Annotated in this window: 16 protein-coding genes and 3 tRNA genes; 1 reads left to right on the top strand and 18 read right to left on the bottom strand. The window is 44.7% G+C overall.

Annotated features, from left to right (window positions below):
* Window positions 1-2: 2 nt before the first annotated feature.
* From OA79_RS18195 to OA79_RS04830, 4 genes are all read right to left on the bottom strand, one after another.
* Window positions 3-12,014, bottom strand: coding sequence for an Ig-like domain-containing protein (locus OA79_RS18195; protein WP_197465357.1), 12,012 nt, complete (start codon window positions 12,012-12,014; stop codon window positions 3-5).
* Between the two features lie 194 nt (window positions 12,015-12,208).
* The gene (locus tag OA79_RS04840) at window positions 12,209-13,528 is read right to left on the bottom strand and encodes a sensor domain-containing diguanylate cyclase (protein WP_063332090.1); all 1,320 of its coding nucleotides are present in this window, start codon (window positions 13,526-13,528) and stop codon (window positions 12,209-12,211) included.
* 2 nt (window positions 13,529-13,530) lie between these two features.
* Window positions 13,531-14,157, bottom strand: a complete 627-nt coding sequence (locus OA79_RS04835; RefSeq protein WP_063332089.1) for a hypothetical protein — start codon at window positions 14,155-14,157, stop codon at window positions 13,531-13,533.
* 2 nt (window positions 14,158-14,159) lie between these two features.
* On the bottom strand, window positions 14,160-14,513 hold the full coding sequence (locus tag OA79_RS04830; RefSeq protein ID WP_063332088.1) for a response regulator: 354 nt from the start codon (window positions 14,511-14,513) through the stop codon (window positions 14,160-14,162).
* 149 nt (window positions 14,514-14,662) lie between these two features.
* On the opposite strand from OA79_RS04830, the gene OA79_RS04825 reads away from it, so the two are divergent.
* Window positions 14,663-14,884, top strand: coding sequence for a helix-turn-helix transcriptional regulator (locus tag OA79_RS04825; RefSeq protein WP_156486220.1), 222 nt, complete (start codon window positions 14,663-14,665; stop codon window positions 14,882-14,884).
* A gap of 152 nt (window positions 14,885-15,036) precedes the next feature.
* On the opposite strand, the gene OA79_RS04820 is transcribed toward OA79_RS04825, so the two are convergent.
* The 14 genes from OA79_RS04820 to OA79_RS04760 form a co-directional block, all read right to left on the bottom strand.
* Complete coding sequence (locus OA79_RS04820) at window positions 15,037-15,789, bottom strand: hypothetical protein (protein ID WP_063332086.1); 753 nt, start codon at window positions 15,787-15,789, stop codon at window positions 15,037-15,039.
* Between the two features lie 44 nt (window positions 15,790-15,833).
* The gene (locus tag OA79_RS04815; protein WP_063332085.1) at window positions 15,834-16,112 is read right to left on the bottom strand and encodes a hypothetical protein; all 279 of its coding nucleotides are present in this window, start codon (window positions 16,110-16,112) and stop codon (window positions 15,834-15,836) included.
* Window position 16,113: 1 nt separating this feature from the next.
* Window positions 16,114-16,527 (bottom strand): hypothetical protein, encoded by a 414-nt coding sequence (locus OA79_RS04810; RefSeq protein WP_063332084.1) that lies wholly within the window; start codon window positions 16,525-16,527, stop codon window positions 16,114-16,116.
* Window positions 16,528-16,710: 183 nt separating this feature from the next.
* On the bottom strand, window positions 16,711-17,133 hold the full coding sequence (locus OA79_RS04805) for a hypothetical protein (protein ID WP_063332083.1): 423 nt from the start codon (window positions 17,131-17,133) through the stop codon (window positions 16,711-16,713).
* A gap of 3 nt (window positions 17,134-17,136) precedes the next feature.
* Window positions 17,137-17,613 carry a type II toxin-antitoxin system HicB family antitoxin gene (locus OA79_RS04800; RefSeq protein WP_063332082.1) on the bottom strand — a complete coding sequence of 159 codons (477 nt, stop codon included), beginning with the start codon at window positions 17,611-17,613 and terminating at the stop codon, window positions 17,137-17,139.
* Between the two features lie 13 nt (window positions 17,614-17,626).
* Window positions 17,627-17,878 carry a type II toxin-antitoxin system HicA family toxin gene (locus OA79_RS04795; protein ID WP_063332081.1) on the bottom strand — a complete coding sequence of 84 codons (252 nt, stop codon included), beginning with the start codon at window positions 17,876-17,878 and terminating at the stop codon, window positions 17,627-17,629.
* A gap of 153 nt (window positions 17,879-18,031) precedes the next feature.
* Window positions 18,032-18,595: a site-specific integrase gene (locus OA79_RS17940; protein WP_082825380.1), complete on the bottom strand. Its 564-nt coding sequence runs from the start codon at window positions 18,593-18,595 to the stop codon at window positions 18,032-18,034.
* A gap of 135 nt (window positions 18,596-18,730) precedes the next feature.
* The gene (locus OA79_RS17935) at window positions 18,731-19,045 is read right to left on the bottom strand and encodes a hypothetical protein (RefSeq protein ID WP_082825379.1); all 315 of its coding nucleotides are present in this window, start codon (window positions 19,043-19,045) and stop codon (window positions 18,731-18,733) included.
* A 179-nt stretch (window positions 19,046-19,224) separates the two neighbouring features.
* Window positions 19,225-19,310, bottom strand: a tRNA-Leu gene (locus OA79_RS04785).
* 11 nt (window positions 19,311-19,321) lie between these two features.
* Window positions 19,322-19,395, bottom strand: a tRNA-Cys gene (locus tag OA79_RS04780).
* A 22-nt stretch (window positions 19,396-19,417) separates the two neighbouring features.
* Window positions 19,418-19,492, bottom strand: a tRNA-Gly gene (locus tag OA79_RS04775).
* 96 nt (window positions 19,493-19,588) lie between these two features.
* A complete protein-coding gene (gene pgsA / locus OA79_RS04770; protein ID WP_063332080.1) occupies window positions 19,589-20,149 on the bottom strand; it encodes a CDP-diacylglycerol--glycerol-3-phosphate 3-phosphatidyltransferase in 561 nt (186 codons plus the stop codon).
* An 87-nt stretch (window positions 20,150-20,236) separates the two neighbouring features.
* The gene (gene uvrC / locus OA79_RS04765; RefSeq protein ID WP_063332079.1) at window positions 20,237-22,060 is read right to left on the bottom strand and encodes an excinuclease ABC subunit UvrC; all 1,824 of its coding nucleotides are present in this window, start codon (window positions 22,058-22,060) and stop codon (window positions 20,237-20,239) included.
* Between the two features lie 12 nt (window positions 22,061-22,072).
* Window positions 22,073-22,714 carry a response regulator gene (locus OA79_RS04760; protein ID WP_063332194.1) on the bottom strand — a complete coding sequence of 214 codons (642 nt, stop codon included), beginning with the start codon at window positions 22,712-22,714 and terminating at the stop codon, window positions 22,073-22,075.
* Between the last annotated feature and the right edge of the window lie 104 nt (window positions 22,715-22,818).

Here is a 22,818-nt window from a genome sequence, read left to right as displayed (position 1 = left end):
GCTTAAAACAGCATATTCTCTAACTTTTTAAGCTCTTCTGAGTAGCTATTAGAAAGCTCTTTAAGCTGCTCATTAAACAACTTGCTGTTACTAATTAGTGTACTGACTTCCTCATCACTTAGTGTTGCGTTTTGTTCCTCATTCGTTATGTTTGATTGGTTTGGGTCATCGTTTGTTGTTACTTCTGGCTGCAATGCCCGATCAATTTCATTTGCGTTAAACAATGTAATTGCATCGCCATTTTGACTGCCTATATCGTTAAGACTCACACCTTCAAAAGCGGAGAAGTTATTGATCATATTAAGGTTAGGCTGCTGAGAAGATAGGTTCGACTGACCAGGCAACAATGAAATTCCATTCACGGCATCTAACAATAGCGGCTCGTAATCTAAGGTTTCATTTTCAAAAGAATCAAACAGACTTTGTGTGCTTGGATCACGTCCAAAATCAGCTGTCTCAATATCCAATAAAATCTCATTTGGAATCACAATAACCGTTACTGAAGCTGTCGTGCTATTAACACCGTCACTAACCGTATAAGTAATGGTAGCATTACCACTAAAATTAGAAGCTGGTGTGAAAACCACTTTATTATCAAGGATCTGGACTTGGCCTTGGTTAGAAGAAGAGCTCGTAACGGTTACCGTATCGCCATCTGCATCAGAGACATTACTCAGTACATCAATAACAACCGAACCACCTTCATCCACCGTAATACTGGTATTGGTGTTATTCACAACAGGGGCATCTTGCACAGAATTAACGGTAACACTCACTGTCGCTGAGTCTGAATTCCCTTTATCGTCTTCAATTGTATAGGTGATTATCGCTTCACCATTAAAATTTTCTGCTGGTGTAAAGACCAACTTACCATCAACAATCGAAACGCTTCCTTGACTCGCTGGCACACTGGCACTGACGATAGTCAGAGGGTCCCCATCTGGGTCCGCAGCATTAGCAAGTACATCAATAATGACACTACTATCTTCCTCTACGGTGGCCGTACTGTCATTAGCAACAGGGGAATCCTCAACCGCACTAACAGAGATGGTTACTCTCGCCGTATCGGAACCGCCATTACCATCCTCAATGCTGTAGGTAATGATGGCTTCGCTATTAAAGTTATCTGCAGGAACAAAGATTAACGTATTATTTGAGATTGATACCGTACCTTGACCACTTTCTAAGATAGGATTGGTAACAGTGAGAGTATCGCCATCCACATCAGAGTCATTGTCAACGACATCTAAAGTAACCGCGGTATCTTCGACAGTTGCTCCAGTATCGTCCTCAGCAACCGGCGCCGTATTACTCACACCAGAAGATGTGACGGTAACCGTCACCGTCGCGGTATCTGAGTTACCACTACCATCTTCAGCCGTGTAAGTCATGATCGCTTCGCCATTGAAGTCTACCGCTGGGGTGAACACCAACTTGCCATCCACAATCGCCACGGTGCCTTGGTTAGCAGGAACACTTGGAGAGCTTAGCGTTAAGGTATCACCATCAGGGTCTGTATCGTTCGCCAATACATCAATCGTCACTGGCGTATTCTGAACGGTTGTTGCTGTATCATTTTCAGAAACAGGAGCGTCTTGCACTACATTCACAGTGACGGTTACCGTCGCGGTATCAGCATTGCCATTACCATCTTCCACTGTGTAAGTGATAGTAGCTTCGCCATTGAAGTCGGCTGCGGGTGTGAACACCAACTTGCCATCCACAATCGCTACTGTGCCTTGGTTAGCAGGAACACTTGGTGAACTTAGCGTTAAGGTATCGCCATCTGGATCCGAAGCATTCGCAAGGGCATCGATCGTCACCGTGCCATCTTCATTTACCGTGTCTGTGGCGTTACTTACTACTGGCGCATCCTGAACCGCATTCAGAGTGACAGTTACCGTCGCGGTATCTGAGTTGCCGTTACCGTCTTCCACCGTATAAGTAATGATCGCTTCGCCATTGAAGTCGGCTGCGGGTGTGAACACCAACTTGCCATCAACGATGCTAACGGTGCCTTGGTTGGCTGGAACGCTTGGAGAACTCAGCGTTAGCGTATCACCATCCACATCAGAGGCATTAGCGAGCGCATCGATCGTGACCGTACCATCTTCATCAACGGTAGCTGTGCTGTCGTTGGCTATTGGCGCATCTTGAACCGCATTCACTGTAACGGTTACCGTCGCGGTATCTGAATTGCCGTCACCGTCTTCCACCGTGTAAGTGATAGTGGCTTCACCGTTAAAGTCAGCCACTGGTGTGAAGACAAGTTTTCCATCAACGATGCTAACGGTGCCTTGGTTGGCCGGAACACTTGGTGAACTTAGCGTTAGCGTATCACCATCTGGATCCGAAGCATTCGCAAGGGCATCGATCGTCACCGTGCCATCTTCATTTACCGTGTCTGTGGCGTTACTTACTACTGGCGCATCCTGAACCGCATTCAGAGTGACAGTTACCGTCGCGGTATCTGAGTTGCCGTTACCGTCTTCCACCGTATAAGTAATGATCGCTTCGCCATTGAAGTCCGCCGCTGGGGTGAACACCAATTTGCCATCCACAATCGCTACGGTGCCTTGGTTCGCCGGCACACTTGGAGAGCTTAGGGTTAAGGTATCGCCATCTGGATCGGTATCGTTCGCCAATACATCAATGGTCACTGGCGTGTCTTCATCTGTGGTTGCGGTATCGTTATTACCAGTAGGTGCATCTTGAACCGCATTCACAGTGACGGTTACCGTCGCGGTATCTGAGTTGCCGTTACCGTCTTCCACCGTATAAGTAATGATCGCTTCGCCATTGAAGTCCGCCGCTGGGGTGAACACCAATTTGCCATCCACAATCGCTACGGTGCCTTGGTTCGCCGGCACACTTGGAGAGCTTAGGGTTAAGGTATCGCCATCTGGATCGGTATCGTTCGCCAATACATCAATGGTCACTGGCGTGTCTTCATCTGTGGTTGCGGTATCGTTATTACCAGTAGGTGCATCTTGAACCGCATTCACAGTGACGGTTACCGTCGCGGTATCTGAGTTGCCGTTACCGTCTTCCACCGTATAAGTAATGATCGCTTCGCCATTGAAGTCCGCCGCTGGGGTGAACACCAATTTGCCATCCACAATCGCTACGGTGCCTTGGTTCGCCGGCACACTTGGAGAGCTTAGGGTTAAGGTATCGCCATCTGGATCGGTATCGTTCGCCAATACATCAATGGTCACTGGCGTGTCTTCATCTGTGGTTGCGGTATCGTTATTACCAGTAGGTGCATCTTGAACCGCATTCACAGTGACGGTTACCGTCGCGGTATCTGAGTTGCCGTTACCGTCTTCCACCGTATAAGTAATGATCGCTTCGCCATTAAAGTCAGCCGCTGGCGTGAAGACGAGTTTGCCATCCACAATGGCTACTGTACCTTGGTTGGCTGGAACGCTTGGAGAACTTATAGTCAACGCATCGCCATCAGCATCAGAGGCATTAGCAAGCGCATCGATCGTCACTGTGCCATCTTCATCAACGGTTGCTGTGCTGTCGTTGACTACTGGTGCGTCTTGAACCGCATTCACTGTGACAGTTACCGTCGCGGTATCTGAGTTGCCATTACCATCTTCCACTGTGTAAGTGATAGTGGCTTCGCCATTGAAGTCCGCCGCTGGGGTGAACACCAATTTGCCATCCACAATCGCTACTGTGCCTTGGTTCGCCGGCACACTTGGAGAGCTTAGGGTTAAGGTATCGCCATCTGGATCGGTATCGTTCGCCAATACATCAATGGTCACTGGCGTGTCTTCATCTGTGGTTGCGGTATCGTTAGTGCCAGTTGGTACATCCTGAACTGCATTCACTGCGACTGTCGCTGTACCATCTGAGCTCGTCGTTCCATCGCTAACAGTGTAAGTAATACTGACTTCTCCATTGAAGTCATTGGCAGGTGTGAACTCTAACTTACCATCCACGACTGCTACCGTACCTTGGTTAGCTGGTACTTGCGCATCTGTGATGGATAAAGTATCACCTTCAGCATCGGTATCGTTTACTAAGACGTCAATAACCACTACCCCACCGTCTTCATCGACTGAAGCCGTATCGTTCGTCGTAACTGGAGTCTGGTTCACCTCACCTACTGCAATTGTCACGGTCGCTTGAGTGCTATCGGTTCCATCGCTAACCGTATAGGTTACATCGACATATCCGTTGAAATCAGTTGCTGGCGTGAACACCAACTTGCCATCCACAACCGAAGCTGAACCTTGACCAGCTGGCACCACTGGGTTGCTCAAAGTCAACGTATCGCCATCCGCATCTGTGTCATTTGCCAACACATCAATAGTGACTTGAGTATTAACATTCGTCGCCGCACTGTCGTTATTGGCTACTGGTGCGTCTTGAACTGCATTAACAGTAACCGTCACAGTCGCTGTATCAGAATTGCCGTTTCCATCCTCAACTGTGTAAGTGATCGTGGCTTCACCGTTGAAGTCAGCCGCTGGTGTGAACACCAACTTGCCATCAACGATGCTAACGGTGCCTTGGTTGGCCGGAACACTTGGTGAACTTAGCGTTAGCGTATCACCATCTGCATCAGAGGCATTAGCAAGCGCATCGATCGTCACAGTGCCATCTTCATCAACGCTTGCTGTGCTGTCGTTGACTACTGGCGTGTCTTGAACTGGATTAACAGTGACCGTAACAGTCGCTGTATCAGAATTGCCGTTTCCATCCTCAACTGTGTAAGTGATGGTCGCTTCGCCATTAAAGTCCGCCGCTGGTGTGAACACCAACTTGCCATCCACAATCGCCACGGTGCCTTGGTTCGCCGGCACGATTGGAGAGCTCAGCGTTAAGGTATCGCCATCTACATCAGAGGCATTAGCAAGCGCATCGATCGTCACCGTACCATCTTCATCAACACTCGCTGTGCTGTCGTTGGCTACTGGTGCGTCTTGAACCGCATTCACAGTGACGGTTACCGTCGCGGTATCTGAACCACCGTTACCGTCTTCCACTGTGTAAGTGATGATTGCTTCACCGTTGAAGTCAGCTGCTGGCGTGAACACCAACTTGCCATCCACAATCGCTACTGTACCTTGGTTGGCAGGCACGCTTGGATTAGAAAGCGTTAAGGTATCACCATCTGCATCAGAATCGTTCGCCAATACATCAATGGTGACTGGCGTGTCTTCGTCTGTGGTTGCGGTATCGTTAGTGCCAATTGGATCATCCTGAACTGGATTAACCGTTACTGTTACAGTGGCTGTATCTGAACCACCGTTACCGTCTTCAACCGTATAAGTAATGATCGCTTCACCGTTAAAGTCAGCCGCTGGCGTGAACACCAACTTGCCATCCACAATCACCACGGTGCCTTGGTTCGCCGGCACGATTGGAGAGCTTAGCGTTAAGGTATCGCCATCTACATCAGAGGCATTAGCAAGCGCATCGATCGTCACTGTGCCATCTTCATCAACGGTTGCTGTGCTGTCGTTGACTACTGGTGCGTCTTGAACCGCATTCACAGTGACGGTTACCGTCGCGGTATCTGAGTTGCCGTTACCGTCTTCCACCGTATAAGTAATGATCGCTTCGCCAGTAAAGTCCGCCGCTGGTGTGAACACCAACTTGCCATCCACAATCGCCACGGTGCCTTGGTTCGCCGGCACGATTGGAGAGCTTAGCGTTAAGGTATCGCCATCTGGATCCGAAGCATTCGCAAGGGCATCGATCGTCACCGTGCCATCTTCATTTACCGTGTCTGTGGCGTTACTTACTACTGGCGCATCTTGAACTGGATTCACCGTCACTGTCACAGTCGCTGTATCAGAATTGCCGTTTCCATCCTCAACTGTGTAAGTGATCGTGGCTTCACCGTTGAAGTCAGCCGCTGGGGTGAACACCAACTTGCCATCCACAATCGCTACTGTACCTTGGTTGGCAGGCACGCTTGGATTAAAAAGCGTTAAGGTATCGCCATCCACATCAGAATCGTTCGCCAATACATCAATGGTGACTGGCGTGTCTTCATCTGTGGTTGCGGTATCGTTAGTGCCAATTGGATCATCCTGAACTGGATTAACCGTTACTGTTACAGTGGCTGTATCTGAACCACCGTTACCGTCTTCCACCGTATAAGTAATGATCGCTTCGCCATTAAAGTCAGCCGCTGGGGTGAACACCAACTTGCCATCCACAATCGCCACGGTGCCTTGGTTCGCCGGTACGCTTGGGTTGCTTAGGGTTAAGGTATCGCCATCCACATCAGAATCGTTCGCTAATACATCAATGGTAACTGGCGTATCTTCGTCTGTGGTTGCGGTATCGTTATTACCAGTTGGCGCATCTTGAACCGCATTCACAGTGACAGTTACCGTCGCGGTATCAGAATTGCCGTTTCCGTCTTCCACCGTGTAAGTGATAGTGGCTTCGCCATTAAAGTCGGCTGCTGGTGTGAATACCAACTTACCATCCACAATCGCTACGGTGCCTTGGTTGGCTGGAACGCTTGGAGAACTCAGCGTTAGCGTATCACCATCCACATCAGAGGCATTAGCAAGCGCATCGATCGTCACTGTGCCATCTTCATCAACGGTTGCTGTGCTGTCGTTGACTACTGGTGCGTCTTGAACCGCATTAACAGTAACAGTTACCGTCGCGGTATCTGAATTGCCGTTACCGTCTTCCACTGTGTAAGTGATCGTGGCTTCACCGTTGAAGTCAGTCGCTGGTGTGAACACCAACTTGCCATCCACAATGACTACTGTACCTTGGTTGGCTGGAACGCTTGGATTAGAAAGCGTTAAGGTATCGCCATCCACATCAGAATCGTTCGCCAACACATCAATGGTAACTGGCGTGTCTTCGTCTGTGGTTGCGGTATCGTTATTTCCAGTAGGCGCATCTTGAACCGCATTAACAGTGACAATTACTGTGGCTGTATCAGAATTGCCGTTTCCGTCTTCCACCGTGTAAGTGATCGTGGCTTCGCCATTAAAGTCGGCTGCTGGTGTGAATACCAACTTACCATCCACAATCGCTACGGTGCCTTGGTTGGCTGGAACGCTTGGAGAACTCAGCGTTAGCGTATCACCATCCACATCAGAGGCATTAGCGAGCGCATCGATCGTGACCGTACCATCTTCATCAACGGTAGCTGTGCTGTCGTTGGCTATTGGCGCGTCCTGAACCGCATTCACAGTGACGGTTACCGTCGCGGTATCTGAGTTGCCGTTACCGTCTTCCACTGTGTAAGTGATCGTGGCTTCGCCATTAAAGTCAGCCGCTGGTGTGAACACCAACTTGCCATCCACAATGGCTACTGTGCCTTGGTTGGCTGGAACACTTGGAGAGCTTATAGTCAGCGTATCGCCATCTACATCAGAATCGTTCGCCAATACATCAATGGTAACTGGCGTATCTTCGTCTGTGGTTGCGGTATCGTTATTACCAGTTGGTGCATCTTGAACCGCATTCACTGTAACGGTTACCGTCGCGGTATCTGAGTTGCCGTTACCGTCTTCCACTGTGTAAGTGATAGTGGCTTCACCGTTAAAGTCCGCGGCTGGTGTGAAGACGAGTTTGCCATCCACAATCGCTACGGTGCCTTGGTTGGAAGGTACGCTTGGTGAACTTAGCGTTAGCGTATCGCCATCCACATCAGAATCGTTTGCCAATACATCAATGGTGACTGGCGTGTCTTCATCTGTGATTGCGGTATCGTTAGTACCATTAGGTGCGTCTTGAACCGCATTCACAGTGACAGTTACCGTCGCGGTATCGGAATTGCCGTTACCGTCTTCAACCGTGTAAGTGATCGTGGCTTCACCATTAAAGTCAGCCGCTGGTGTGAACACCAACTTGCCATCCACAATGGCTACTGTGCCTTGGTTGGCTGGAACACTTGGAGAGCTTATAGTCAGCGTATCGCCATCTACATCAGAATCGTTCGCCAACACATCAATGGTAACTGGCGTGTCTTCGTCTGTGGTTGCGGTATCGTTATTTCCAGTAGGCGCATCTTGAACCGCATTAACAGTGACAATTACTGTGGCTGTATCGGAATTGCCGTTACCGTCTTCCACCGTGTAAGTGATAGTGGCTTCACCGTTAAAGTCCGCGGCTGGTGTGAACACCAACTTGCCATCCACAATGGCTACTGTACCTTGGTTGGCTGGAACGCTTGGAGAACTTAGCGTTAGCGTATCACCATCCACATCAGAATCGTTCGCCAATACATCAATGGTCACTGGCGTATCTTCGTCTGTGGTTGCCGTATCTAGGGTCGCCACTGGCGCATCATTTACTGGAGTAACAGTCACTACTGCAGAACCAGTATCTGTTCCACCATTTGAATCCGTAATTACATAGCTAATGGTCGCTTCGCCATTAAAGTCCGCCGCGGGTGTGAACACCAACTTGCCGTCAACTATGCTAACGGTTCCTTGGTTGGCAGGCACACTAGGATTACTCAATGTCAGAGTGGCTCCAGACGCCACGGTATCATTTGCTAATACATCAATCGTGACTGGCGTATCTTCCGCTGTGGTGGCTGTGTCTGAAACGGCTTCTGGAGCAGCTAATACATTCAAAGTAACCGTTGCAGTTTCTAGAGTTCCATTGGATTCAACAACATACGTAAAAGTATCTGTACCCACAAAATTCGCTAACGGCGTGTAGGTCACATTGCCTTGCGCATCAATGGATATCGTGCCATTGGTTGGGGTAGTATGATCGCTGACATATCGGCCGCTGTTCTCAAAAGTGTCATTCGCCAATACATTAAAGGAAACGCCTTGTCCTTCAACAACATTCACTGTGTCATCAACAATGTCTGCTACCGCAGCAATACCGATTGGTAATACTGCATTTACCTCAATCGCTTGTCCTAATTGTCCAAGCGATACAGTGAGATCCACAGGGCCGTTATAATCTTCACCTGGGGTATAGACTAAACTGTTTAAGGCAAGATTAAGATCAGCCACGCTACCAGACATCACCAAAACAGAGTCATTAGCGCCATTGCCCTGACTAATATCCACATTGGCAGTTTCAGTAATCAGCAAACTACCAATTGGCACATTCAATATCACTTCAAGAATGTCACCATCCACATCCCCCACACTGATTTGCTGACCCAGTAAATCAGAGAAAATGAGATCAGCATCTTCATTAAGCAGATCCAAGGTAGGCAAAGAAATCGTTGGCAAATCGGCAACTGCCGCCAAAGTGACGTTGATAATGCCTTGACTGCTGCCACCATCCGAATCCGTAACCGTGTAGGTAATCACATCAGTGCCAAAGTAGTCAGCGTCTGGAATGTAAGTAAGAGAACCATCCGGATTAATGACAACTTCACCATTTGGAGCCGTTGCGGCAGTAATGGCAATATCATCACCGTCTGGGTCAGTCGCGTTTACTAAGGCATTGATTTCTAGATTAGTATCTTCCACTCCCACGGCCGCACCAACAGACACGATAGGATCAAGGTTAACCACATTAAGATCAACAATAATGTCCGCTGAGGCTCCTAGAATATCCGTTGCGGTCACAGTGACCGAGTAATCGCCGGAGGCCACTTTAGTCGAAGCATCCGCTGCCAATTGACCAGTAATCAGGCCAGTAACGGAATCAATACTCAAACCGTCTGGTAACCCAACTGCGGCGTAAGTCAGTACGTCTAATAAATCACCATCCAAAAAGCCAAGGGAAGTATCCAATACCACCAGCTGACCGTCTGTATAATTTAGAAGGTCTAAACCAAGCGCAACAGGGGCCGAATTGGTTCCCACCGTCATTGTTACACTTACCGTTTCCGTCACACCGCCAGATTCCACTGTGTAAGTGAAGCTATCGTAGCCACGATAATTCGCCTCTGGGGTATAGGTAATTTTCTGATCTAAGCCAATGGTAGCCGTACCATGACTTGGCACACTGACAGCAGTGATGGTTGCACTGCCCTCAAAGCTATCGTTCAACAATGGGTCGAATGTGACAACCGTATTGACCTCAGTGCCAACATCATCGGCAACGCCATCCACAATACCAGAGACATTGATTACAATGCTTTCTGATACGGTGGCACGACCATCGTCTGCATTAACAGAAATACTGGTTGCCCCATAGAAATCCGCATTAGGCGAGAACTGTAAGCCTTCCAGTGCGGCATTAATATCGGCCTCACTGCCTGAAAAAACCATACGAGCGTCGCCCGTCCCATCTCCTTCAGTAAAGCTTAATCCTGCCACACCAGACAATGACAAAACGCCATTCGCGCTTTCTAGCGTTATAGTGAGAACGTCAGCATCCAAATCCGACACAGACACCACATTCGCGTTGGCCGAACTGAAGACAAGCGTCCCTTCTTCATTAACCGACTCACTTACAGGCAAGGTAAAAACAGGAATGGTATTCGGCCCTAAGGTTTCCACGATGATGGTTGCGGTTTCTTGCGTGCCATTTGATGTCACCGTGTAGGAGAATGAGTCGGAACCTATATAATCAGCATTCGGAGTATAAGTAACATTACCTAACGCATCAGTGACTATTGTGCCATTCGCTGGATTGGTATAACTGGTGACTTGCGCCGACGCATTTTCAAAGGTGTCATTGGCAAGGACATTGAAGCTCAAATTGGTATTCACATCGGTTGTTACACTGTCGTCGACAATGTCTGCCACAGCATCGATACCTAAAGGTAAAATCGCTGTGATTGGTACCGAAAGTAACTCGTCGGTTAATCCCACTGTAATATTAACAGGACCGTTATAATCGGCAGCTGGCGTATAGACCAAAGTATCCAAAGCCAAGTTAACATTGGCCAAATCGCCCACCAATCGGATGGTGCCATTGCCTTCATCCGTTAAATTGACACCAACGTTTTCGGTAATGGTTAAACTGCCCACAGGTACATTTAATGTGACATTGGCGACATCACCAGTAATGTTCCCTATGCTCACTTGGGCGACACCAAGATCAGCAAACACTAAGGGCTGGTCTTCATCGAAGACATCTATTACTGGGAGGTTGATCAAAGGTAAGTCTGTAGCATCAATTACCACAACCGTGGCAACCCCATCCACCAAAGCAGAGGCACCATTGCTGTCTTGCAACACGTAGCTAATGGTATCTGTGCCAATGAAATTAGAATTTGGCGTGTAGGTAAGTGTGTTATCACCATTAATTACTACGTTACCAAACAGTGCACTCGCAGAAGCGACCGATAACGCATCACCATCTGGATCCGTATCGTTCGCCAAAACATCGAATGTTCCTGAATAGTTTTGCCCAATATTGTATGCATCCACACCCGCGACAGGCAGCGAATTAAGAAGATTATGTTGCCACTCTTCAGCAATAATAGACTCACTTTCAATGGCACCGAGTTGATATTCTAAATGCCAATCACCGTCCACACCCGTTACATCATCAGAAGCCGCGATATCACTGTCCAAGACACTGGCAATGGCTTGTAGTGTTGCTTGCCCTTGTTCACTCTGGGCTAAGTCACACCCGTAAATAAGCACATCAGCGTTGGTGGACAATTGTTGGTTAATAGAGGCTAATGCATCAGCATATTGACCATTCGCTGAGTCTGCATTGAGTATGGAATTACCCAGTTGTAAATGACCATCTGCTGTACTATGAGAAATCAAATGAATGGTATCTACAGGTTGATCAAACTGTGACAACACCGCATTTATCTGTGAGATACCGTCTTGAACAGAGTCAATAACATAAAGATTAGCACCACTAGGAATAGCAGCAATTAGCCCATCTTGGTCTGGTAGACTACCGTCAATGAAGTAAACACTGTTGCTTGAATCACTCGATTGCAATGCCGCTTCTAACTCTTGTTCGGTATTCGCGACATTAGCCAGTGGTGTTTCTGCCAGTTGAGTCTCATGGGAAACGGACTCAATCGCATTATCCATGGTTTCAGCAACAGCACCATCAAACATAATGCGGCGCTCAATGGCAATTCGAGGATAAAATTTACGTGAAGGTTGAGAAGATTTGTCTGTCATAGAATGGACCCGATCAATCATTGATTGCTGTTAACTGAGTCTAGTCTGAGACGAATTCCAAGGCAGTTAACTTGGGTTATCTATGTATTTTTTTTGTAATGAAGCCACAACTTATGTTGCCAATAGCAACATAAGGTTATTTTACATTTTATAAGATTAATTTAAGAAAAGCCTCTGTATCTAAATCAGAAAAACTACTTTTGACGATACATTTTCTCATCCGCAAGGTGAATTAACTCATCCAAATTTTCGCCATCATTTGGGTATTGCGCACAACCGATAGCAGATGACACCGACATGACCAAACCATCACATAAGAATGAAGAAGAAATACGATGTTTGAGAAATTCCACGTATGTTGGCGGATCAATATCAGCTTTCATAATGACAAACTCATCACCACCAATTCGAAAGGCAACATCATCTGCTTCCAATGAGGATTTAATCCGTTGAGCCACCTTGACTAAAACCTTATCACCGCATTTATGACCATGTTCGTCATTGATTTGCTTAAACTTATTCAAATCAATAAAGAACAGGGAGAAACGATCGATTTTTCGCTCTTCTAGCTGCCGCCTAAATTCATCAAATTTCTTCGTTAAATAAGCTCGATTAAACAAGCCAGTTAAACTGTCATGAGTGGCCATGTAACTCAATTTTTCATAGCTAATTTTCCACTCGACCAAATTATGAATTAGGTTCTGAACCTTAGTCATCGTTTTGTCTAAGCTAATATCAAGCAAATCAGAACGCTTGGCGATCGCCAGCACGCCTTTTACAGACTCATCTGAGAAATGAATCACTGAACTTGTCATGCCCTGCTGCTGTCCCTTATAAGTCACAAACCTATCTAATTCTTGACCTAACATTTCTTTACTGTGGATACAGCGTTCAATTTCTATTAACAACTCTTCTTTAGGCTGATCTGAATGACATCGATAAACCGGTTCTTGGCCACGAATCAATGAAAAATGCACATCGATGACGCTTACCTTGTCCGTAATCTGTCGAATAAAACTTGCAACAAACTCCTCTGTAGAAAGCGTCTCATCTGACGCTTTTTGAAAGTAGTCTTTTTCAATTTTTAGCAGCGCTTCATTAAGACGCAATTGTTTTTCACGCTTTACCAAAGAAGAGTAATCTACAATTCGAATTAAAATACCTGTCATGTCTGGCAATGGCGTCACAGAAACAGACACACTCAATGCCTGCTCATCCACCATTTGCTTATTTCGATACAGCGGTAAAATGTTCTTATGTATTCGATAAGACATCACACGACTTAAAGAAGAATTAACCGCGCCATCCACACTTTCTAGTAATACAGGCGAAACATCCCCTTCAAACACCTCATCTAAGGGCTGTCCATAGTATTTATCACTCATCAGCAGGGCATGATTCTGCACCCACTCATTAAGATAAACCATTTTACCCTGAGCATTGAGAATAATGATGCCCCCCTCAATACTTCCAAATGAGGATAACAAGACATCAATAGGAATTAACTCTTTCACCTTTATGACTCCTCCAACGCGATGAGGTAGTCTTTAATCGTCTTTTTGAAAGAGCCATTCTCATTAAAATCAATAACAAAGACCAAATGACCCGATAAATCACGATCCTTCAAACTAAAGTCAATTTTCAACAACATAATCACCGTATCTGGTGTATCTTCAACGGCAAGTTGAGCGGTCAATTTGTTAGGCATCGAATGAAATGTTTGTGGTAACAGAGTTTTTATAGGCTGGTTAAGAATATTCGATATGGTAGAAAGGCAGTTGTTTAATAAAATATTGCCTAATTCACTTAAGGCTTCTTCTTCTAATTCTGCATCGATCTCGATCTCATCTTCGCTGCCCAACATCACATTGACCAGATCCAAACTTCGAGATTCAGGAAACAGCAAAGCCGCTTTTCCCGAAAAGAACCCTGAAAACTCCTGACTGACGCCCGTCAGCATTTGCGGCAACCTTTCTTCGAAGATTTTCGTTGCCTCCTGCACACTCAAAAAATCAAGAGCGGGCACACTCAGCAAAACTTCCTCATTGGCAATTTGCGAGAGTGACGCCGCAGACTTACCCACACCGATATTGACCAGCTCGACAATAACGTCGTATTCATCATCAGTCAGAAACTTGCTCATTCCTAACCACCTATAATATTGGCTAATTCTTCTGGTTTTACAGGTTTACCAATGAAAGCCAATCCCATCTCAGCGGCTCTCTCACGAATCGCATCCTGAATGTTAGCCGTTACCAAGGTCTGTTTAATATGCGGATACGTTGCGGTGACCACTTCAGCCAGCTCTAAACCATCACGCTCTGGCATATTGAAATCGATCAACATTAAATCGACATTTTCATTGGCCAAATGTTGCTCTGCAGCATCGGCACTGTTTACTTCACTGATTTGCAATGACTCATCAATCTTTCGCAAAGACTTAGTCAACGCTAGACGACTGACTTTACTATCATCAACCAGTAAGACACGTAATGACATAACTTCTCAACCTTAGGCTTAATATGAATATTCTCATAGCATACGCAAAAGCATTGAAAAACTAGATAGGTATTGTTGAGGCTTTTTGTTACAGAATGTCTCTGAAATGCAAGATAGATAGACAAAGGGCAAATCACTTAAAGCTAACAATGCGGACAACACCAAAAGTGGCAGACAACAAAACCCTTTGGGACTCAAACGAATGCGCCGCTTACCTAGGGTTATCAAAAAAGAAATTCATGGGCGATGTAGCCTGCAAACGCACCTTCCCAAAAGCACGCAACGTCGGCGGATCAGAAAACCGCACCAACTGGCGTTGGGTTGCCAGCGACGTCATGTCATGGGCATTAGCCCAAAAGATTACTCACTAAGTAATTTTCACCAGACACAAAAAAACCGCCAATGGGCGGTTTTTTTGTATCGCTCACGTTATAATTTCTAGCTTATAGTAAATAACTGACTATAGCAGCCACCTTTAAATCTATTAACCCACTGCTTACCTCATTGTTTTTCAAAATTCTAACTAATTTTTAAAATTATCAATAATAGAATTAAGAAATAAACCGGTAGCCCCTAAAAAAAACGCATCATCTTTACCAGTGTATTTATATATTTTTAGACTATTCGTATCTAGATCGTCATAAAAAACTTGCTCAACGGCAGAGCCTTCAGAACACATTCCAGGATAAAAAAGTAGGCTCCAGCCGTTAATGAATGAATAAATGTAACTATTACCTTCATCAGATCTAAGGATACAAGGTGGAATATGCATACCTCTAACATCCATATTTTTATGCTCTGAAAAGTAAATTTTTATTGGAAAAAACCTTGGTGGCCAATCAAATAATAGAGGATCGTGTAATACCAACCTAATTTTTTCCAAATACAAGTCAGATAATGAAATATTTGAATACTCCACCTGCTCACTTATAGCGGACCTCCAAAATAGACTTAATAAGAACAACTTAAATCTTCTAAAATCAAATGACTCATAGGAGACAACACCGCTAGACACAAGATCTATTTTTGCCATATTAAGTAGGTCAAGGCTATAAGCCTCATACTTACCTATAGTTTTCTCACATACTTCACATAGAAGGTGCTCAAATACACCATTATTTCTCTTTTTTGCTAGCCTCCTAGGCTTATCACTAAAAAAAGACCTGACAGTTAATTCTTGCTCACAAAAGCCATACATCCCTTTTGGAAAAATATGAGACTTGCATAATTTTTTTTCTTCTAGGCAAAGTTTGCACAGACCAGTTATTTTTGACACACCAAGAGCCCACCTACAAAATACTTTATAAAACAATAATTTTATTAAACTAGGTTATTATTTTTACTTTCAATCATTAATTTTACATTTTCAGATAATTTCTTATGCAAAAGAGCATGAACTTGCTTAGCGTCATCATCCCACTGCTCCTTTAACTCTAACATTTTAGTCAAAAGCCACTTATTACAATCAATACTTACTCTAAACTCCTCATCAGAGAAACATTCTATTAGAGTTTCAATATTTCTAAAGTGATTTCCAGAATCAACAGTTGTCGTGAATGGGTTTAAAAGCCCTACTTTCATAATAATATTTTCATTCATTCTAAAGCCTCAATCTAGTGTATAAAATCATTAATACATTACCCGGCTCATATGTCTCTAGATGCCTAAAATCAGCATCACATATCCAGCCCTCTTTGACCGCTATTTCCAGCAGCTTCCTTAGGCCTAGGTGTTTTTTCGTGTTGGCTTTTAGACGCAGCGCATGCTCGATGACGGTGTATGTTTTAAGGTGAACTTCGGGCGCCAAAGCAAAAAAGAAATAGGTATACAGCGCCATGTTTTTTGCCACGTTGAATTGGCCTTTGAGTTCATCTGGTACTGTGTCGTTCAGTACCTCTTGTGAAAGGTGGTGATGTGTTTTTTCTAAGTCTGGCAACGCGTGGGTTAGCATTGCCAGTTGTTCGTGTTTGGGATCCAGCTTCGTCAGTTCATCTAGTGATTTGAACTTTTCCATGCATCTTCCTATCTGCTTACTTTTCTGTGCCTTCTAACACTAGCCGCTTTCGGTTATTTTTTCCAGAATTCGAACCATTGGACACAAAAAAACCGCCACTGGGGCGGTTCTTTGTTGATGCAAGATTGACGGTCTTGCATCGTGTGCTCAAGGCACCATCTAACTTACCAGATGAATAATATTTTATTCATCTAAATTCGAAACCGGCGGAATAGATATGTCATCAAATGAAGTATTTGTAAGTATATTTTTTAGCGAGTTATAAACTGCTGTATCAATAAAGTTTTGGAAGAACCAAGAACCATCATCTAAACAACTTCCGATTGCCGCTTCGTCATTATCATCAAGCCCTTTTAAGCATACAAAGTTCAGCTCTAGAAGCTCATAACAACCAAACACCTCGGTTTCTTTATCACTATCCATACCTTTTAAAGTTACATCAACAAGCAATTTAAAAAAGCTATCGCCATCTTCATCGGTAAAAACCTTAACATCACTACGTAAGTCACTTTCTATATTTAAAAAACCACCGTCAGATTTTACATCTTTATTTTCAAAAGTAATTTCTTTAACTTTAAACCCCAAAAAGCGAACTCGTTTTAACATACCTTAATGTCTCCATTTAGGCTGATAATTTGAACCTATTACTGATGTTTTACCAGCCCATCTAGGAACCTCAACCTCTTTAAAAGCTCGATTAACAACCTCTTCACTCGCTCCATGGAAATGAACATGGAATTCTTTTTTACCTTTTTCAAGGTAAGCATTCAGAGCGCTCTTCACTAAATCATTAATACTTTTATCTTCTTTAAAAGAAAGAACAGCCAATTTTTTATGTATATTTTCTCCGACACGAACATTAAAAGTTCCTGACATAGTTTTCTCTGGCTGTTTATTGATTTCTTTACATGTCTCAAGATAATCATCAACAGCTAAGATAAATTCACTTTTTAACTCTTCTAGTGTAGCTGCCTCATAGTTAACCAAATCATTAATAAACTCAATTTTCCCGAACAGCACACTGTCATCAATACTGAAATCTATACTTCCAGTATATCCTTTATATTCAAAATATTTTTTTGACATAACTCAACTCCCGTTAATTACGAGTCCATTCAAGCTTCTCTTGAAGCTGCTCAACCACATATTTTTTTAGCTCATTACCTGGATGGGGCCTATGTAGTCGAATAACATCTTTCGTATCACTATGCACAAAGCGAACTCTAGATCCTTCAGCCTGGAGCTCTCGATAACCATAAGCATTCAAAAAACTGGTAATTTCGTTCCAAGTTAATTTTGACGTTGTCGGCTTACAGAAAATTTTTTCCTTAATCTTATCAAGCTTTGCCATAAGAGAGCTTTACATCCTCAACAGAGGTGCAACTATATTTTAGTTGCACCTCTAATACAATTCAATATTAGTGTTTTTTTAGTCTATCTCTACCTATCTTTGTTTTTTCTCACAATATTTACACTATTGCAAACCTGGTAAAAAAACAAAAAATCAATCCAACATCAAAGCAATATCACCCATATCCGGTGCATAGTATACCTTTTGCAAGATGCGCAAATCGGTATGGCCAGAAATCTTGGCTAGGTTTAGCACATCCACCTTTTTCGCTAGTCGCGTCAGTGCTTCCCTTCTCAGGTCATGAAAGTGTAGATCGTCTATCAGGCACTTGTTACGTATCTTTCTGAAGTTCACATCAAGTGAATCAGACTTTAAGTTAAACGCTTTGCGCTTACAGTCTTCTAGTGTTTTAAGCTGTTCTAACACTTTTACGGCTTTTTTGGATAAGGGCACTGTTCTTGGGTTGCCATTTTTGGTTTTGGGTAGGTATACGGTTCGCTTGGTTAGGTCTACGTCTTCCCATGTGATGCCGCAAATCTCACCGGCACGCATGGCGGTTTCTATGGCAAAGACAATGGCAGCGCCTATTCGTTCGCTTTTGGACTCTGGTGGGGTGTCTATGTCGTATTGTGTAGCGATCATGAGTTGTTCAAACTCACCTGGTAACAAACGCCTTGTTCTGGCTTCTGGTTCAGCTGGCCGTTTTACTTTGGACATTGGGTTGTCCTTTAGCCATCCCCATTCTTTTGAGCAGACGCTGCAAATGGCTGACAAGACATTCCATTCTCTTAGTACGGTACCTACGGCAACTTGCTGTAAGCGTCTGTCACGCCATTCTGCAAAGTGTTTTGCTTATAAGTTTTGCAGTGAGATAAAGCATAAAGGGTCTGTGTCGTCCGATCCGTTGCCCAGCCATCGGTCAATTCGTCGTATTTCAAACTTTTGTCCGCGCTTGGTCACGCTTACGGTATCACGATAACGCTCTAGGGCTTCGCTGAAAGGACGATCAGGGATTTCATCTGACAGTCTTTCTTTGTCGAGCTTTTCAGCCTCTACGGCCCAAGCAAGTGCCTCTCGCTTTGTTTTGAATCCGTCTTTCGTCTTGCGGCCTGTTGAAAGCTCAAATTGTGCTCTCCACTTATTCCCTCGTTTATAGGCACTAGCCATTATTCGTCTTCAAAAATGGTGCTGGATATGGTGCTCAAATGGTGCTGAATTTTAGAAAAGATAGCATATAAGCGGAAAAGCTTACAATTTGAAGTAACACTAAGAAAATGCTGGAGAGTAGATTTTTAAAGGGATTGAGCAAGATAAGAAAGTGCAGGCATAAAAAAAGGCACCATAAATGGTGCCCGGGACCGGAATCGAACCGGTACGCTTATTCAGCGCAAGATTTTAAGTCTTGTGTGTCTACCAATTTCACCACCCGGGCATATCTGATTTTGGAGGCCGGAGTCGGAATCGAACCGGCGTTCACGGAGTTGCAGTCCGCTGCATGACCACTCTGCCATCCGGCCTTCTATCAGATTATCTTTTGATTGGAGCGGGAAACGAGGCTCGAACTCGCGACCCCAACCTTGGCAAGGTTGTGCTCTACCACTGAGCTATTCCCGCGTCTCAAAAGACGGTGCCTATTCTATGTATTTGAGCTTTCACGTCAAGGAAAAATTCTAAATAAATGGCTAACTTAGCCACTTTTTTGCATTCTGATTAGTTTTTATCCGATTCCTTCGACATCAATTCAGGCCAAGCTGCTTTTAGATAAACATACATTGACCAAAGTGTCAGTAAGGCGGCTGCGATCAATACACCTTCACCAATATGGGCAGGTAAAGTATCCGGACGGGCCCCCAATAAAATAAAAATAGCCAGCATTTGCATGGCGGTTTTTAGCTTACCAATATAAGACACCGCCACACTAGCGCGCTTGCCCATTTCCGCCATCCATTCACGCAAAGCGGAGATCACAATCTCTCGCCCAACAATGACGGCACTGGCTAACGTCATTAAGGGATTGGAATAACTTGCGACCAATAACACCAAGGCAATGGAAACCATCAGTTTATCCGCTACTGGATCAAAGAAAGCACCGAAGGCCGACGTCTGATTTAACTTTCTCGCCAGATAACCATCTAACCAATCCGTAATCGCTGCTAAAGCAAAAATGATGGCACAGGTATGATAGCGCCCTTCCCATGGTAAATAATAAATGACCACCAATACCGGAATCATCAAGATGCGAACGGAAGTTAAAATATTCGGTATATTCATTTCAAATCCAATTAATGCTGGGGCAAACTTGCCCAGTAAAACATAACGTTTAAAAACTTAGCTTTTGCTAACTTTAATGTTGCGAGCTTAACTTTTATGCAAATAGAGGTAGATTTCTTCGGCTTTGTTTGCACTGATGCCTTTAACCTTAGCAATGTCTTCCTGACTGGCGGACAACAACTCCTGATAACCACCAAATGCCGTAAGCAATTCTTTGCGGCGGTTAGGACCAATTCCTGGAATTTCCTCTAACACCGAATGCCGCCGTTTTTTATCACGACGTCGACGGTGGCTTTTCACGGCAAAACGATGTGCCTCATCGCGAATATGCTGAATCAAGTGGAGTGCTGCTGAATCCGGTGGTAACACAACTTCATCTTCCTTGGATCCGATGTACAAGGTTTCTAAGCCTGGTTTACGAGTGTCTCCTTTCGCTACCCCTAACAAAAAGATATTGACCAAGCCCAATTCTTGCAACACCGCTTCCGCTTGGCTTAATTGGCCTTTACCGCCATCAATCAGCAAAACATCAGGTGCAGGGTTTTCACCGCTCTTCACCCGTTTATAACGACGCGTCAAAGCCTGCTTCATGGCCGCATAATCATCACCCGCTTCAACACCTTCAATATTGAAAGATCGATAACGCTTTTTGTCTGGTCCATCTGGTCCAAACACAACACAAGAAGCCACCGTCGCCTCGCCACTGGAATGGCTAATATCAAAACATTCCATATGCGCTGGCGGTTCAGTGAAGCCTAACAATTTTTGCAAGGCAGTTATACGGCTAAAATGATTTCGTTTGTCAGATAATCGCGCTTGCAGGCCTTGCTCGGCATTCAATTTTGCCAGCTCTAACCAACGCGCCCTTTGACCACGAACACTTGAAACAACGTCGATTTTTTTGCCTGTGGTTTCAAAAATGCCTTCCCTAAGGCTGTCAATATCATCCAAGTCATGACTTAGGATCAACGCCTTTGGCAGTTCTTGGGCACCACCTAAGTAAAATTGGGCAATAAAAGAAGACAGTAATTCTCCTTCACTGATTTCCAACGGCATTTTTGGATAATGGCTTTTACTGCCAACCACCTTACCATTTCTCACCATCATCACATGGACGCACAAACCACCAGGCTGAATAATAGAAGCAATCACATCGGCTTCACCCGACTGACCGTAAACATGCTGTTGTTCTTGAATGTGTTTGAGCTGGATCATTTGATCGCGAAGCTCAGCGGCTCGCTCAAACTCCATGTCTTTAGCGGCATCCGTCATCTGTAGACTAATTTCATCGGTTAGCTCTTGATTACGGCCTTGTAGAAACATTCTCGCATGACGTACATCAGCATCGTATTCTTCATCGCTGATTAAACCAACACAAGGGCCAGAGCAACGCTTAATTTGATATTGCAAACAGGGTCGAGAGCGATTGGCATAAGTACTGTCTTCACACTGACGCACCTTAAAGACCTTTTGCATGGTGTTCAGGCTTTCTTTGACGGCCGTGCCACTTGGAAAAGGACCAAACAAGGTTCCCTGCTTGGCTTTATCGCCACGACGAAATAACAAAGCTGGGTGCTGATGGTTCGACAGTAGAATATAAGGGTAGGATTTATCATCCCTAAGCAAGATGTTGTAAGGCGGTCGATGTTGCTTAATTAAGGTTTGTTCAAGCAGTAAAGCTTCGGTTTCGCTTTTAGTGACCGCAATCTCAATAGTGTGTATGCGGCTCACTAACGCCATGGTCTTTGTCGTCAAACCTGTAGGACGAAAGTAACTGGCGACCCTATTTTTAAGATTTTTTGCTTTACCAACATAAAGCAATTCCCCTTGCTCATCATACATACGATACACACCTGGACGGGTCGTAAGATGACTAACAAAGTGTTTAGAATCAAATTCGGAGTGGCTCAAACAAACCTCGTTCTAGCCCATGCCAAGTACATTGTAACGTACGGCCAAATGGATAAGCTCAACGTCGCTGTCAATATTTAACTTGGCGAAAATTCGAGTGCGATAAGTACTAACGGTCTTGGGACTAACATTAAGATGTTCCGCGATTTCATTGGATTTTTTACAATCAACAATCATCTGCGCAACTTGTAACTCGCGGTCAGATAACTCGCCTAAAGGAGAACCCTGATCATCAATCGAGAATTTAGACAAAGCCATCTTCTGAGCAATGTCTTTGGAAATATAATGCTCACCTTTCGACACCATGCTGATCGCGTCTAATAACTCGGATGCATTCGTGCCCTTGGTGACATAGCCCGACGCCCCTGCTTCAATCAACTTAACAGGGTAAAGGTTGTCATCTAAAGCCGACAGAGCGATCACCTTCGTTTTCGGCAAGATGCGTTTTATTTCTTTCGTCGCACCCAATCCACCGATGCCCGGCATGTGCACATCCATCAAGACAATATCAGGCGTTGTCGCTCTAGACTGCGCGATGGCTTCCTCACCACTGTGCGCGACACCGACCACCTCGACACCTTTAACGTCCTGTAACACGAGGCTAATGCCTTGGCTGACCATATCATGATCATCCACAATTAAAACTTTTAACATAACCACCTCTGCCATTTTTCAATACAGGTTTCGTTATCTCTATGGTACTTATGACAACCTGCTATTGTATCTTTGTCAATAAACAGAAAGTCTAATTTATGGCT

It is taken from the genome of Marinomonas sp. TW1 (assembly GCF_001625355.1).
In the GTDB taxonomy this organism is placed as follows: Bacteria; Pseudomonadota; Gammaproteobacteria; order Pseudomonadales; family Marinomonadaceae; genus Marinomonas.
This window is presented reverse-complemented; position numbering and strand designations above follow the sequence as displayed.

Excerpts from the sequence above, each read along its gene's own strand:
- OA79_RS18195 (WP_197465357.1), bottom strand. The coding sequence starts at position 12,014 with ATGACAGACAAATCTTCTCAACCTTCACGTAAATTTTATCCTCGAATT.
- OA79_RS04835 (WP_063332089.1), bottom strand. The coding sequence starts at position 14,157 with ATGAGCAAGTTTCTGACTGATGATGAATACGACGTTATTGTCGAGCTG.
- OA79_RS04830 (WP_063332088.1), bottom strand. The coding sequence starts at position 14,513 with ATGTCATTACGTGTCTTACTGGTTGATGATAGTAAAGTCAGTCGTCTA.
- OA79_RS04825 (WP_156486220.1), top strand. The coding sequence starts at position 14,663 with ATGCGGACAACACCAAAAGTGGCAGACAACAAAACCCTTTGGGACTCA.
- OA79_RS04815 (WP_063332085.1), bottom strand. The coding sequence starts at position 16,112 with ATGAATGAAAATATTATTATGAAAGTAGGGCTTTTAAACCCATTCACG.
- OA79_RS04810 (WP_063332084.1), bottom strand. The coding sequence starts at position 16,527 with ATGGAAAAGTTCAAATCACTAGATGAACTGACGAAGCTGGATCCCAAA.
- OA79_RS04805 (WP_063332083.1), bottom strand. The coding sequence starts at position 17,133 with ATGTTAAAACGAGTTCGCTTTTTGGGGTTTAAAGTTAAAGAAATTACT.
- OA79_RS04800 (WP_063332082.1), bottom strand. The coding sequence starts at position 17,613 with ATGTCAAAAAAATATTTTGAATATAAAGGATATACTGGAAGTATAGAT.
- OA79_RS04795 (WP_063332081.1), bottom strand. The coding sequence starts at position 17,878 with ATGGCAAAGCTTGATAAGATTAAGGAAAAAATTTTCTGTAAGCCGACA.
- OA79_RS17940 (WP_082825380.1), bottom strand. The coding sequence starts at position 18,595 with ATGTCCAAAGTAAAACGGCCAGCTGAACCAGAAGCCAGAACAAGGCGT.
- OA79_RS17935 (WP_082825379.1), bottom strand. The coding sequence starts at position 19,045 with ATGGCTAGTGCCTATAAACGAGGGAATAAGTGGAGAGCACAATTTGAG.
- pgsA (WP_063332080.1), bottom strand. The coding sequence starts at position 20,149 with ATGAATATACCGAATATTTTAACTTCCGTTCGCATCTTGATGATTCCG.
- OA79_RS04760 (WP_063332194.1), bottom strand. The coding sequence starts at position 22,714 with ATGTTAAAAGTTTTAATTGTGGATGATCATGATATGGTCAGCCAAGGC.